Source organism: Acinetobacter sp. WCHAc060025 (assembly GCF_004209355.1).
Classification (GTDB): domain Bacteria; phylum Pseudomonadota; class Gammaproteobacteria; order Pseudomonadales; family Moraxellaceae; genus Acinetobacter; species Acinetobacter wuhouensis.
Genome location: NZ_SGSX01000004.1, coordinates 97,441 through 111,232, shown reverse-complemented (window position 1 = coordinate 111,232; position 13,792 = coordinate 97,441). Strand labels below are relative to the sequence as shown.

General features: G+C 37.7%; 13 protein-coding genes. 3 read left to right on the top strand and 10 right to left on the bottom strand.

Annotation, left to right across the window (positions count from 1 at the left end; translation table 11 throughout):
* Positions 1-31: 31 nt before the first annotated feature.
* Positions 32-1,069 (top strand): type IV pilus twitching motility protein PilT, encoded by a 1,038-nt coding sequence (locus EXE09_RS04545; protein WP_068975798.1) that lies wholly within the window; start codon positions 32-34, stop codon positions 1,067-1,069.
* 23 nt (positions 1,070-1,092) lie between these two features.
* On the top strand, positions 1,093-2,211 hold the full coding sequence (locus tag EXE09_RS04540) for a PilT/PilU family type 4a pilus ATPase (RefSeq protein ID WP_130116477.1): 1,119 nt from the start codon (positions 1,093-1,095) through the stop codon (positions 2,209-2,211).
* A gap of 84 nt (positions 2,212-2,295) precedes the next feature.
* Here the strand turns inward: EXE09_RS04540 and fur are convergent, their stop codons facing one another.
* The gene (gene fur / locus EXE09_RS04535) at positions 2,296-2,733 is read right to left on the bottom strand and encodes a ferric iron uptake transcriptional regulator (RefSeq protein ID WP_068975800.1); all 438 of its coding nucleotides are present in this window, start codon (positions 2,731-2,733) and stop codon (positions 2,296-2,298) included.
* 112 nt (positions 2,734-2,845) lie between these two features.
* Here fur and EXE09_RS04530 point away from each other — a divergent pair, with 112 nt between their 5' ends.
* Positions 2,846-3,244 (top strand): outer membrane protein assembly factor BamE, encoded by a 399-nt coding sequence (locus EXE09_RS04530; protein WP_087552860.1) that lies wholly within the window; start codon positions 2,846-2,848, stop codon positions 3,242-3,244.
* 83 nt (positions 3,245-3,327) lie between these two features.
* Here the strand turns inward: EXE09_RS04530 and EXE09_RS04525 are convergent, their stop codons facing one another.
* The 9 genes from EXE09_RS04525 to EXE09_RS04485 form a co-directional block, all read right to left on the bottom strand.
* Positions 3,328-3,648 carry an RnfH family protein gene (locus EXE09_RS04525; RefSeq protein WP_068975802.1) on the bottom strand — a complete coding sequence of 107 codons (321 nt, stop codon included), beginning with the start codon at positions 3,646-3,648 and terminating at the stop codon, positions 3,328-3,330.
* Positions 3,649-3,665: 17 nt separating this feature from the next.
* The gene (locus tag EXE09_RS04520; RefSeq protein ID WP_213073880.1) at positions 3,666-4,748 is read right to left on the bottom strand and encodes a hypothetical protein; all 1,083 of its coding nucleotides are present in this window, start codon (positions 4,746-4,748) and stop codon (positions 3,666-3,668) included.
* Positions 4,749-4,980: 232 nt separating this feature from the next.
* Positions 4,981-5,436 carry a bacteriohemerythrin gene (locus tag EXE09_RS04515; protein ID WP_068975804.1) on the bottom strand — a complete coding sequence of 152 codons (456 nt, stop codon included), beginning with the start codon at positions 5,434-5,436 and terminating at the stop codon, positions 4,981-4,983.
* Between the two features lie 458 nt (positions 5,437-5,894).
* Positions 5,895-6,743: a class II glutamine amidotransferase gene (locus tag EXE09_RS04510; RefSeq protein WP_087552858.1), complete on the bottom strand. Its 849-nt coding sequence runs from the start codon at positions 6,741-6,743 to the stop codon at positions 5,895-5,897.
* Between the two features lie 520 nt (positions 6,744-7,263).
* Entirely contained in the window at positions 7,264-8,046 is a 783-nt protein-coding gene (locus EXE09_RS04505; RefSeq protein WP_087552857.1) for a GNAT family N-acetyltransferase, read from the bottom strand.
* A gap of 208 nt (positions 8,047-8,254) precedes the next feature.
* The gene (argB, locus tag EXE09_RS04500) at positions 8,255-9,157 is read right to left on the bottom strand and encodes an acetylglutamate kinase (RefSeq protein WP_068975807.1); all 903 of its coding nucleotides are present in this window, start codon (positions 9,155-9,157) and stop codon (positions 8,255-8,257) included.
* Between the two features lie 56 nt (positions 9,158-9,213).
* Positions 9,214-10,644 (bottom strand): phosphomannomutase/phosphoglucomutase, encoded by a 1,431-nt coding sequence (locus EXE09_RS04495; RefSeq protein WP_130116475.1) that lies wholly within the window; start codon positions 10,642-10,644, stop codon positions 9,214-9,216.
* A 231-nt stretch (positions 10,645-10,875) separates the two neighbouring features.
* Positions 10,876-11,328, bottom strand: coding sequence for a dUTP diphosphatase (gene dut / locus EXE09_RS04490; RefSeq protein ID WP_087552855.1), 453 nt, complete (start codon positions 11,326-11,328; stop codon positions 10,876-10,878).
* Between the two features lie 102 nt (positions 11,329-11,430).
* Complete coding sequence (locus tag EXE09_RS04485) at positions 11,431-13,470, bottom strand: UvrD-helicase domain-containing protein (protein WP_068975810.1); 2,040 nt, start codon at positions 13,468-13,470, stop codon at positions 11,431-11,433.
* Between the last annotated feature and the right edge of the window lie 322 nt (positions 13,471-13,792).

Genomic DNA, 13,792 nt, shown 5'->3' with positions numbered 1-13,792 from the left:
TTAAGTGAATAGCTTTAAATTCGGGGACATTATGGATATTACAGAATTATTGGCATTTTCTGTCAAAAACGGGGCATCAGACTTACACCTTTCAGCTGGTATGCCACCGATGATTCGTGTGGATGGTGAAGTTCGCCGTATCAATTTACCAGCTTTAGAACATAAAGATGTTCACCGCCTTGTTTATGACATCATGAATGATAAACAGCGTCGTGATTTTGAAGAACAATTAGAAACTGACTTTTCATTTGAAGTCCCTGGTGTTGCCCGTTTCCGTGTCAACGCATTTAACCAAAATCGTGGTGCAGGTGCTGTATTCCGTACCATTCCGTCTAAAGTTTTAACAATGGAAGATTTAGGGCTAGGACAAATCTTTAAAGATCTCTGTGAATTACCACGTGGCTTAATCCTTGTCACTGGTCCAACGGGTTCTGGTAAGTCAACAACCTTAGCAGCAATGGTTGATTTCATTAATGACAATCGTTATGACCACATCCTCACAGTCGAAGATCCTATTGAATTTGTGCATCAATCGAAGAAATGTTTGATCAACCAGCGTGAAGTACATCGTGATACCCATGGCTTTAATGAAGCACTGCGTTCGGCGCTTCGTGAAGACCCAGACATCATCCTCGTCGGGGAAATGCGTGACCTTGAAACGATTCGTTTGGCACTCACAGCTGCGGAAACAGGTCACTTGGTATTTGGTACGCTACACACCACGTCTGCGGCAAAAACCATTGACCGTGTGATCGACGTATTCCCTGCTGAAGAAAAAGACATGGTTCGTGCCATGTTATCTGAATCCTTACAAGCTGTTATTTCTCAATGTCTACTGAAAAAAACAGGTGGTGGACGAGTTGCCGCGCATGAAATCATGATCGGTATTCCTGCAATCCGTAACTTAATCCGTGAAAACAAAGTTGCTCAAATGTACTCTGCGATTCAAACGGGTGCAAACTATGGTATGACGACATTGGATCAAAGTTTAAAAACACTGGTATCTAAAGGTGTAATTAGCCCTCAAGTTGCACGAAATTCTGCAAAACAACCAGAATCATTCTTATAAAAATGGATAATTAGGAATTAAAGATGGACTTTAATGACTTGCTCAATATGATGATTGAGCAAAAAGCATCCGATTTATTTATTACGGCTGATGTTGAACCATCAATGAAAATTAATGGTCAAATCGTACCTGTCGTAAAAACCAAGTTGAATGGCGAAATCATCATGCAATTGCTCAACTCAATTATGAGTGAGAAGCAACGTAAAGAATTTGCCGAAACACGCGAGTGTAACTTCGCAATTACCAATAAAGACAAGACAGCACGTTTTCGTGTCAGTGCATTTCAGCAACGTGATCTGCCAGGCATGGTTTTACGTCGTATTGAAACCAAAATTCCAACGATGGAAGAATTAAAACTTCCACCAATCCTAAAAGATTTAGCCATGACCAAACGTGGCATTATTATCTTTGTAGGTGCGACGGGTACAGGTAAATCAACCTCTCTAGCATCCATTATTGGTTACCGTAATCACAATTCCAAAGGTCATATCATTACCATTGAAGACCCAATTGAATTTGTGCATGAACATGCGGGTTGTATTATCACCCAACGTGAAGTCGGTATTGATACCGATTCATTTGAAATTGCATTGAAAAATACCTTACGGCAAGCCCCTGATGTGATTTTGATTGGTGAGATTCGCTCTCGTGAAACCATGGATTACGCGATTGCCTTTGCGGAAACAGGTCACTTGGTTTTTGCGACACTACATGCCAACAACGCCAACCAAGCCATTGATCGTATTATTCACTTCTTTGAATCTGACCGTCATAGCCAATTGTTCATGGACTTGTCGCTGAATTTAAAAGCGATGATCGCGCAACAATTGATTCCAACACCAGATGGTAACTCTCGTCGTGCTGCGATTGAAATTCTAATCAACTCCCCTTTAATTTCTGATTTGATCCGTAAAGGTGACATTCACGAAATTAAAGATTTGATGAAACGCTCACGTGAGTTAGGGATGCAAACCTTTGACCAAGCCTTGTTTGACTTATATAAAGCAGGGCAAATCACCTATAAAGATGCACTGAAACATGCAGATTCACCAAATGATTTACGTCTACAAATCAAACTGGATGAAGAAGGTGGTACGCAACTGCTCAATGCAAATACTAAATTAACTTTCGACGGTCAATAGATTTCACAATTGCCAAATACGTCATAAAAAAGGGAGCTGAATTCATTCAGCTCCCTTTTTTAATTTGTTGTATTTATGTGATTTTTAGCGCTTACGATACGCTTCCTGACATTCAGGTGCATCACAATAACCGTATAGATTCAACGAATGTCCAGTCAATTTGAAACCGTGCTTATCTGCAACTTCATGCTGTTCATGTTCGATAATATCATTAGTAAATTCAACAACTTTATTACAGTTTTGACAAACAATATGATCATGATGATCTTCTTGCATAATTTCAAAAACAGAGTGATTGTTTTCAAAATGATGACGCTGAATAATACCCGCAGCTTCGAATTGTGTTAACACACGATATACGGTAGCCAAACCGACATCTTCACCTTGCTCAAGTAATGTTTTATAAATGTCTTCCGCGCTCAAGTGGTGTTGTCTTGAATTTTCTAATAATTCCAAAATCTTGATTCGTGGTAGGGTAACTTTAAGTCCAGCTTTTCGTAAATCTTGATTTGAAATAGGCATATAAAAAGGTCTCTCAACAAATTTTAAGTTGGAATATGCAACAGAGTTGAGATGCAGTATGATCTATCCGTGGATCAATTGCATCATAATTAATTTGGGATAGTGTAGCAAAATGCAAAAAATCATGCTGACGTTATTCGTCGCTTCTTTACTTGGTGGCTGTTCAGTATTTGGAGTATACAAAGTCGATATTCCTCAAGGAACACCCTTAACCCAAGCTCAAGCTTCAAAAATTCAAGTCGGTATGAACTACCAACAAGTCCGTTTCTTGCTTGGCAGCCCAACAGTCACAGATCCAATGAATCCAGGACGATGGGACTACATTTACAACTATATCCCAGGAACTTATGCAAAAAAAGCCAAGATTCCCGCAGCACATGGTCAACATCTCAAGGTTTACTTCGATGAAGCAGGTGTAGTCACCCAAATCGAAGGCCTAGAAACCATTCCAGAGTCTCAACCAGGCTTACCAGCTTCTAAAGAAGCGATATTGAATGCGCCCCCACTATAGACACTTTGCTATAAAAAGAAACCCCTCATTGAGGGGTTTTTTATATGCATTCAATTGTTTAAAGCGATTATTGAAATAATTGCTTATTTGAATAGCAATTGTTGGTAACGATTGCCACGACAATAACGCCCTACAGGATTCGCTTTGGCGCGATTACGGCGAATATCTTTAGGATTAATCGTTAAAGCTCTATATATTTCAACACGATCCCCTGCGGCTAGCAGTTGTTGTTGATCTTTACATTTCACACCAAAAATACCAAAACTAAAATTTTCAGGTAATTCTACCTGCGCAGCCAAACCACTTTGAGCAATCGCATCAGCAATCGTCATACCGTCACAAAATTGTAACTCAATGTGAAATTGCTGCGTTTCAGCAGCATATGCGACCCAAACTTTCGACACACACCCACCTTTAATTTTTAAATCAATTGACCAATATAGGCAACGATTGCCAAGATAATTGCCAAAGGAATAACAATACGTACCGCAATACGCCAAATATTATAGAACGCTTCTGAGCTAAAATTCATGGCTTTACGCAAATGACTGATCTTCATGATCCAACCCACAAAGATTGCATAGATCAGACAAATCACTAAGCCCCATAACATGAGCAATGGATTAAAGATCGTCGAAATATTTGGAATTGCCCAAACCAACAACGCTGCTAGTAATACGACAAATTGAATCACAATCGAAGTTTGACGCTGTGCCAATTGTTCTTTTGCCAGTTGCAACAACAATGCAGCAGAAACAATGGCTGTAAATAATAAGGTATAAGCTGGAATTTGCGCTGAAACTGCAAAGAAACCAAATGCAATCACAGCTAAAATTTGCGCGACCCAAATCGGTAAAGCTGTTTTCGATGCTTCATTATGTTGTTGTGTATTCAACAAACTGGTTTGCCAATACAGACCTAAACCTAAACCAGTCGCTACAAGCGCTAAAATACTCGCTTTACCCCATTCACTGAACTCAACAGGTGTCACGTGCCATGCTTGTAAATTCGTTCCAAAGACATTGGCAACAACTAACGACAACACAACACCGACCGCTGTCAAAGCAATTAAGATTTGACGAGGAACAAATGAAAGTGCGAATGCCACAACAGCAACGCCGACAAATGCGATATTCGTCGCGACAGGTAACTGTGCGAACTGTACAGCACTTTGACTAATATTAGATAAGATTCCACCCGCAAGGAACGGAATGAATACGACAGCCAACCACCCTACAATACGCCATGATTGAGATGCATCTGCATCACGCGTTAAACTCGACAACGCATTCAGCGCGGTTGTTTTCGAACGCTTTGCCAATGCTACTTCTAAATAAGTAATCGGCAATGCCAAGATCAGCATTGACACTAACCACAATATCCAAAAATCAATTTGTCGATCAAGCTGAATACCCAAACTTGGTGCCAAGCCTGCAATAATCATAAATGAGAGACAAAATGCCATGAGCGGCGATAACCATCGTGACATAGAATAATCCTGCATGAGGTGTTTCGTAAAAAGTTCTGCTATTTTGCCTTTCTCGTTGCTGAAAATCAAAACATAAAAGAACATCGCAAAAGAAAAAAGCAAATCACCCCTCGATGATTTGCTGCGCTAGATTTTTTATAATCTATCCACTTTCTTTTTATACCCTCTGAATTTTTTTAGTTAGAGAGTTGGTCACTTCCATAATTCATTCAAATATTGCCGTTATATTACCAGCATTGATTCGATATTATGAGAAGAATCTTGCAAACCAATTCTTACCTTTTTTCTTCTCGTTTTCTTTAATAATGCCCATCATATTCAATTTCACAGCGCCGACATAATCTGCATCATCGTGTTGAATATGGTTAATTAACCATTTTGAAAGCACTTCATGTAATTCTTTTTCAATCGAATTACCTTGCTCAAAACTCGTACGATAGCTTTCAATACGTTTAATAAATAAATCATGCACACGTTTATGTGGAACACGATATTTATAACCCGCTTCTTCTTGCAAACTTTCCTCAAAAGTAAAATGCGATTGAGTATAGTCAATAATATTATCAAGAATTTGCTTAATACGCGCACGATCCGTTGCAATACCAATTTCATCAATTTCATTGATGTAATCCAAAATCCTTTTATGCTGATCGTCAATCACATCGATACCAGTATTATATTCTGGAATCCATTTCATCTTCATACGACCACCTTAAAAAAAATAATGTCTTCATATTTCGAAGCCATCATAGCGACTATTAATTCAAATAAAAATGAACTGTATTACTCGGAATTAATAAAAAAGTCTGCATTAAAGTTTAAACCATTGTTTATATGTGTTAATTATTTTAATTCAAAGTAAAAGAGTAAGATATTATTTAACCAATTTGAATCGTGATCATAATCACAATCGCTCAAAATTGTTTTAAGTTTTAAATATATAGTTTAATTTAATTAAATCCCAAATGGTTTTTATTAATATTTAATTATGAATGAAAATATTTTCAATGACCCATCCTTTTAAATATTTAAAAGACATGTATATGAATAATTCAATTTACCATTTAAAAATGAGGAGCTGTATTTATTTTCTGTCTCTATACATTTAAAAAGAAGTAATGACTTTCAATATCACTACTCCTTTTATATTAATGCTTAAAATTAATACTGATCCGCTTTAGTTTTTCGCACCAAACTCGGATCTGCTGCTTCACGAATCAGTCGTTCCACTCGTGTTGTTGCAGTTTTCACCATCTGACCTTCTTTAAATAAAATCATTTCACCTGGCTGATACGCTGTCCATACTTCATTTTCAGTCAGTGGCTCAGTGGTAATCACAGCAACACGGTCTTCTTTGGTGGTAAATTGACTAAAATCAATATCGACATCAATATCGACTAAACGCGCGTAAGTGAATGGGTACTCACGAACAATCCAATGCAGCTTCGTCGTTGCATAAGTGAAAAGTGCTTGCCCATTGGAAAGACAAAAGTTGAATGTCCCATGCTCTGCGATCTTCGGAGAAATTTCTTCAAGTAAAGAAAATATATCATTCAAACTTGGCTCAAAATATCCAAAACGAAGTACCAACTGTTCAAGCAAATAACAAAATGCTAATTCACTATCCGTACTACCTACTGGCGTAAAACGCCCTGATAAATGCGGATTAAAATGATGTAAATCACCATTGTGGGCAAAAATCCATTGTCTACCCCACAACTCTCGCATGAAAGGATGTGAGTTTTCTAAAGTAATTTTACCTTGCGTTGCTTTGCGAATATGGGCAATCACATTGCGTGATTTAATCGGGTAATTACGTACTAATTCAGCAATAGGAGACTCAACAGCCGATTGATTATCGACAAATAATCGACATGCTTTATCTTCAAAAAAAGCAATTCCGAAACCATCAGAATGATCAGATGTTATTCCTGCGCGTTGCGAAAAACCTTTAAAAGAAAAGGTAATATCCGTCGGTGCAGCACAGTTCATTCCAAGTAATTGACACATAATTGATTCATTCATACAGCATTTTAGTTATATGAATATTGTGCATGAGTCGTCACAAGCTTGCAAATCTCAATCACTGATATTTACTGCAAATGAAGTCATATTCGACCAATGATTTGTTTATGGATGAATGATGCTTAATGCGTAGCTGATTATCATCAATGAGTATCAAAAAATAATTAGTGATTGTAGATTTCAAATCAGAGGTACTATCGCGATAGGCGACACAGATGTCGCCGTTGGGCGGGGGTATAGGATATACCCCTCGCCCAACAAAGGATTTTTGTTACTTTTCATCCTTGAAAAGTAAGTATCGCCTACACAAATTGAACTAAACTTTGCAAGGCAGATGGGGCTGTGCTAGCTCAAGAATTTTGTTGTGATAGTCAACGTGTTGAGCACTCTCAGTTTTTAAACATTCTTTAAATACGTAACATCAGTTATTAATTGAATTGAGAATGCATTTCTATTTTTTATAAGAAAAGCATTCTCGTTTACTTTGTAATACAGATCAAAACACTTAGCGATTAACCATTTTATTTAACACAAAATTTTTCGCTACTTCATTAACATCTAAAAATACAAAATAATCTAGACAGTTAAATGATTCATCATGAAAGGCTTGCTTAGATAGACGTGCATTCATTTTTAAATAAACATCAAACAATTTCGGGATGCGTTCATCTTGCGGAAAACTATATTCAGGATGCGTTGGTTCAAAAGCAGGTTTTGCTTTTACATCAATTGATTGTTGCGCAGACATTTTTTTTAGATGTTGGTGGGTATAGTAAGCACGTGCTTTATTGTCTTCTAAACGAATACTGACACAGCCCATTAAATGTTTGGCTTTCATTTTCCACAGAACTGTAGGTACTAAATGTAACCATAACATCGATAATGCACGTCCATTACGATAACGTGGATGCACACAAGTACGACCAATTTCTACGATATTACTAAGATTTGAAAATTGAGAAACATCAAACTCTTGTGCACTATAGCTTTGTGCCAACTCATGACCTTGTACCAACTTTAATCGTGTATACGCCACGATTTCATTGCTCCATTTGTCACGCAGTACTGCATGCTCACAATCAAGATCATACAAATCTTGATCTAAACCATTTTCAAATGTAATGCCAAATTGATCTGCGAATTGAACTGCACGGAATTTTTGTACTTCTTTGAGCGTTTTAAGGTCTTCGACCCATTCAAATTTATATTGTGATTGTGCTTTTTTAGGTTTTGGAAGTGGTAAAGGAATACTAAAATTTTGACGAACTTGATTTAATTTTGCGAACATATTTTCTGCTCCTTGTGCTTTTATTAACACTAGGCAATCCACATGACAAAGATGTGACGAAATAATGAACGTTTTAAAACAGCTTATAAATGGTCATTCAAGTTTGAAAGAAACTTTTTATTTTTAGCTAAGATAAAAATAAAAAACTCTCCCCCATTTAGGAAAGAGTTTAAATATAGAGTAGAGTCAGAGCGCAGGAAATAAATAATTAATGTGCTTTGGCACGATTGGTAATCAACGTCCCTACACCATGATCGGTGAAGATTTCCAATAAAGTTGCATGTGGCACACGACCATCAACAATATGCGCACTCACCACACCACCTTTTACAGCATCTAGCGCACAACCGACTTTTGGAATCATACCACCATAGATCACACCTGTTTCGATCAAGCGATCAACTTCTTGCGTGCTTAGACCTGTAAGCAGATTTTTATTCTCATCCAACACGCCCGTGATATTGGTTAATAGAATGAGTTTTTCAGCACCCAAGGCTTCAGCAACTTTACCTGCGACGAGATCAGCATTGATATTATAGGTTTGACCATCTTCATCTACACCCAAAGGTGCAATCACGGGAATAAAATCACTTTGGGTGAACATTTCTAAAACGTCAGTTTTAACACCCACGACTTCACCAACCAAACCTAAATCAATTTGAGTCACTGAACCGTCATCTTGTGTCTTTTCCATCAGTAATTTTTTAGCGCGGAGCAAATTACCATCTTTACCAGTAAGACCAATCGCACGACCACCGTGCTTATTGATCAGATTGACAATCGATTTATTCACACTACCGCCCAAGACCATTTCAACCACTTCCATGGTTTCAGGGTCGGTTACACGCATTCCATCAATACGGTCAGATTCACGACCTAATTGTTTTAATAATGAATCGACTTGTGGGCCACCACCATGCACCACGATAGGGTTTAAACCTACAGTTTTGAGTAACACGATATCGCGCGCAAATGAACTTTCCAAAGCTGGATCAGTCATTGCATTGCCACCGTATTTCACCACCAGCGTTTTACCTGAAAAACGTTGAATGTACGGCAAAGCTTCAGTCAATATTTGTGCTTTGTCGATGCCAGTATGCTGATGTGACATTCGCCTCTCCTTAATAAACTGTAGGAATTAGACTGAAGATATTGAAAATAAAACAGTCAATGTGCTCGTAGAATATCTTGAGCGATCATAGGATAACGATCACTGAGCATAGACGCAAATGTCTGACGAATTTCATCTAAACGATTTGGACAATCTGCATCAAAACGTACTGTGAAATATTCACCAGTATTCGATGCTCGAATAATCCCAAAACCATGTTCAAAATCGAGGCGTATCCCATCTATTTTACTTAATTCAGCACCGAAACTTTGGCTTAAAGTTTCAATTTCATTGAGTACAGTTTTAGGGTCGGTATGATGAGTACTGATGTAAGTATCTTCAGTATAAAAACGATCTGGGTAATCGTTTAAAATTTCTGATAATGTCGCATAAGGAAACCCACACATATATTCCATGACACGTAGCGCAGCATATAAGCCATCGTCATAGCCCATACCACGACCATCATTAAAGACATAATGCCCTGCATATTCTCCACCAAAGACCGCTAGACCTTTAGATTGCGACATATATTTGCGTAGAAAACTACTTCCTGTGCGGATCATTTTGGCTTTTCCACCCAAATGCTCAACCGCTTGACGTACCATTGAAGAACACTTCACATCAAATACAATTTCATGTTGTGGATGATCTTTCAAACAAATCTGCGCAAACAGTGCCAATAAACGATCTGCTGAAATAATGTGGGCATTTTCATCCAACAATACCACACGATCACCATCACCATCTAAAGCAATGCCAATATCCGCTTGGTGATTGAGAACATTTTGACGCAGTAATTCTAAATGTGTAGCTTGTGATGGGTCTGGCGCATGATCAGGAAAATTACCATCTGCATTACAACGAATAGCGACAACTTCACAACCCAATTTCTTTAAGATCAAATTGGCACAAAAACCTGCAGAGCCATTTAAGCCATCAATTACGACTTTTAAAGGTCGAGTTAAATGAATATCTTTTAAAATAGCATGTTGATATGAAAGACAATATTCAGATTTGATTTGATGCGAGATTTTAAAATTACTTTCTAAATCTGAATGTTTTTCGCCTTGTAAATACGCAGAAGTCAGTATGCCAATTTTTTGAATCATTTCAGGTGATGGCGGTTCAGACTGAATAATCCATTTTATGCCATTATCTGTTTTCGGATTATGACTTGCAGTCACCATAATACCGTTCCCTTGCGTGCTACGTGCAGCAAAGTACAGTTGTGGGGTAGAACAACATCCAATTTCAGTAACCTGAATATTATTATTTTCAAAAACTTGTTTTATTAATTGTGCAAATATTGGGCTGCTTAAACGTGCATCATAACCTAAGCTAACCTCAGTTTGACCTTTTTCAATAAATTGACTCGCCAAAGCATTTGCAATTCCCTGAATGAGCTCAGGCTGCATCATTTCAACTTTTCCGCGAATATCATAGGCACGGAAAATTTGGAATGGAAAATTATACATTTTATTCATAAGCAAAACTTCTATTCGCTTAACCCTTTATGTTGATTCAATTTCTAAACTTTTGGAATAAAAAGTTAAATCATTTATGTGAAAGCTATATCTTTGGGTCAGAGGCAATCATATATATTAACGCATAATAATATATTCAAAGTGCATATTTTGTTTATATTTATTTTGTTAAAAACTAGAAAATCATCAATAAAGCCCACATTTTGCAGGCTTTATGATCAAGTAATTTTTTTAATTTTTACCCGTATGACCAAAACCACCTGCACCGCGCTCAGTTGCTTCAAACTCATTCACAATATCAAATTGCGCTTGAATTACAGGAACAAGAACGTATTGAGCCAAACGCTCACCTGGCTCTAAAGTAAATGTTGTTTGACTACGATTCCATACAGAAACCATCAGTTCGCCTTGATAATCTGAATCAATCAAACCCACTAAGTTACCTAAAACAATGCCGTGTTTATGACCTAAGCCTGAACGAGGCAAGATTAAACCTGCAAAATTCGGATCTTCGATATAAATTGCCATCCCTGTTTTGACCAAAACAGTTTGACCTGGCTCAATTTGAATCGCCTCTTCAACACAAGCACGTAAGTCCAAACCTGCTGAACCCGTTGTTGCATAAGTTGGCATTGGCCATTCTTGACCTAAACGTGTATCAAGTACTTTTACCTGAACTTTCATTTTGAAATCCTATTGAAATTAAACGTGGAAATTTTAAATAAAGCACCCTTAATCTTTTGCTTCAAAGACCAAGAGTGAATATAAACCTGAGATCATTCGCAATTATTTTTTCAATAATGCTTTTAAATTTTGCAGATATTGCTGTGCTTGCTGCTTAGGATCGACATTTTCCGCTAGCTTTTTCTTACGCCCTAGCCAATCCAACTCATCTTGTGGCAACTCATCTAAGAAACGACTTGGCGTCATTTGCTTCATCTGACCACCATTTTTACGTTGCTCTGCCAATGTCAGCGTTAAGCCTTGTTGCGCACGGGTAATCCCCACATACATCAAACGACGTTCTTCCTCGATCGTTTCAGCTGCAATCGAGTTTTTATGTGGAAGTAATTCTTCTTCTAAGCCCATGATGTAAACGAATGGAAATTCCAAACCTTTTGAAGCATGTAGCGTGAGTAAATTGACTTTATCTGTGTCTTCTTCTTCCTGCTGTTGCTCAAGCATATCGAGTAACACCATTTTACGAATCACACTTTCAATATTTTTTTCATCCACATCTTCCGCACGGTTAATCAAACTCTGGATGCTGCTATACAACATTTCCACGTTATCGAGTTTGGTTTTTTCCTGTGCTGGAGTGGCAGCCGTTTCTTTTAAATAATCAATATAGCCCGCTTCCATCATCATCTGACGAATTTTCGGTACAGGCTCATCATCATCTAACAATTCACGTGTGAAGTTGTTAATAAAATCGGCAAACTCTGCCAATTGCGTGGTTGCTTTCTTTGGCATCACCATTGTTAAACGTTGATCATTCGCCGCAGCCAATAGTGAAAGATGATTTTCTTGAGCGAATAATCCTAGCTTTTCAAGCGTCACAGGGCCAATCGCACGTTTTGGTGTATTGATAATGCGTAAGAATGCACTGTCATCTTCAGGATTAATGATGACACGCAAATAACTCATGATGTCCTTAATTTCAGCACGTCCAAAGAACGATTGACCACCTGAAAGTTTATAAGGAATCTGCATTTGACGAAGCTGTGTTTCTAGAACACGTGCTTGGAAGTTACCACGATACAATACGGCGTAATCTTTCCAATTTTTCCCATTCATGAGTTTATGGGTCAATAAATCTTTGACTACACGCTCAGACTCATCATCATCATTACGGCAAGTAATAATTCGAATGACTTCACCGTGACCTTTATCACTCCACAATTTTTTGTCAAAAATATGCGGATTGTTATCAATCACATGGTTGGCAGCTTTTAAAATACGACTGGTTGAACGATAGTTTTGTTCAAGTTTGATAACTTTTAAATTGCGGAAATCATCTTTTAGCAACGCCATATTTTCAGGCTTTGCACCACGCCATGCATAAATGGATTGGTCATCATCACCTACCGCAGTGAATTGTCCCATCACGCCTACCAGTAATTTTACTAAAATATACTGTGCGGTGTTAGTATCTTGATATTCATCGACCAATAAATAACGAACACGATTTTGCCAACGATCACGAACCTCTGCATTATCCTGCAAAAGGCGCGTTGGCATAACAATCAAATCATCAAAATCCACTGCATTATAAGCACGTAAATTACGCTCATAGAGTTGATACAAATGCGCAAATTGTACATCTTCAGTGGTTTCACAAGTCGTATGTGCTTGCTCAGGAAGAATTAGATCGTTTTTCCAATCTGAAATTTTCTTCATAGCTTTGGCGATCAAATCTTTACTTTCAGCACCCGACAAATTGTCACGATGCATCAAATCCATCAAAATGCGTTTACAGTCGTCTGCATCCAAAATAGAGAAATTGGCTTTTAATGGCGTATTTTTAAGCTCTATACGTAATAAATTTAGACCGAAAGTATGGAAAGTCGAAACCGAAAGCCCCTTACCCTCTTCTTTACCTAGCAATTTACCCACACGTTCTTTCATTTCACGTGCCGCTTTATTGGTAAATGTCATCGCCGTAATACGATGTGCCGGAATGCCACACTGCTGAACTAAGTATGCAATTTTTCTTGTAATTACTGAGGTTTTACCTGAACCTGCCCCCGCAAGTACTAACAAGGGTCCTTGAGTATATTTCATGGCTTCAAGTTGCTTGTCATTCAGTTGACTTGCTTTCGACATTGTTCATCCTCTAAAAACTTCGCGCTTGATTATAGTCATCTAACGAGGACTTGCAAAATGCTTGATGTGAATTTTAAGACACCGAACTACATGTATTGAGTTGTCAGCTCACCATTTTCATAAATTGGAGAGCGTCTTCTTAATGATTAAATTTAAAATTTATTAATAACTTATCTTCAAATACAGTGAATGCATTTTTATTTTAAATTCGATTAGCTGTAATTCTACGCTCGAAATATGACTCACAGAATAAAAAAAGGAACCATAAAAAGTCTATGATTCCTTTTTCAACAACACCATCAAGAAATTAATAAGTTTTTAC

Coding starts and splice junctions, on each gene's coding strand:
- argB (WP_068975807.1), bottom strand. CDS start 9,157: ATGTCACATCAGCATACTGGCATCGACAAAGCACAAATATTGACTGAA.
- EXE09_RS04530 (WP_087552860.1), top strand. CDS start 2,846: ATGCAAAAAATCATGCTGACGTTATTCGTCGCTTCTTTACTTGGTGGC.
- EXE09_RS04545 (WP_068975798.1), top strand. CDS start 32: ATGGATATTACAGAATTATTGGCATTTTCTGTCAAAAACGGGGCATCA.
- EXE09_RS04540 (WP_130116477.1), top strand. CDS start 1,093: ATGGACTTTAATGACTTGCTCAATATGATGATTGAGCAAAAAGCATCC.
- EXE09_RS04495 (WP_130116475.1), bottom strand. CDS start 10,644: ATGAATAAAATGTATAATTTTCCATTCCAAATTTTCCGTGCCTATGAT.
- EXE09_RS04485 (WP_068975810.1), bottom strand. CDS start 13,470: ATGTCGAAAGCAAGTCAACTGAATGACAAGCAACTTGAAGCCATGAAA.
- EXE09_RS04505 (WP_087552857.1), bottom strand. CDS start 8,046: ATGTTCGCAAAATTAAATCAAGTTCGTCAAAATTTTAGTATTCCTTTA.
- EXE09_RS04515 (WP_068975804.1), bottom strand. CDS start 5,436: ATGAAGATGAAATGGATTCCAGAATATAATACTGGTATCGATGTGATT.
- EXE09_RS04510 (WP_087552858.1), bottom strand. CDS start 6,743: ATGTGTCAATTACTTGGAATGAACTGTGCTGCACCGACGGATATTACC.
- fur (WP_068975800.1), bottom strand. CDS start 2,733: ATGCCTATTTCAAATCAAGATTTACGAAAAGCTGGACTTAAAGTTACC.
- dut (WP_087552855.1), bottom strand. CDS start 11,328: ATGAAAGTTCAGGTAAAAGTACTTGATACACGTTTAGGTCAAGAATGG.
- EXE09_RS04520 (WP_213073880.1), bottom strand. CDS start 4,748: ATGCAGGATTATTCTATGTCACGATGGTTATCGCCGCTCATGGCATTT.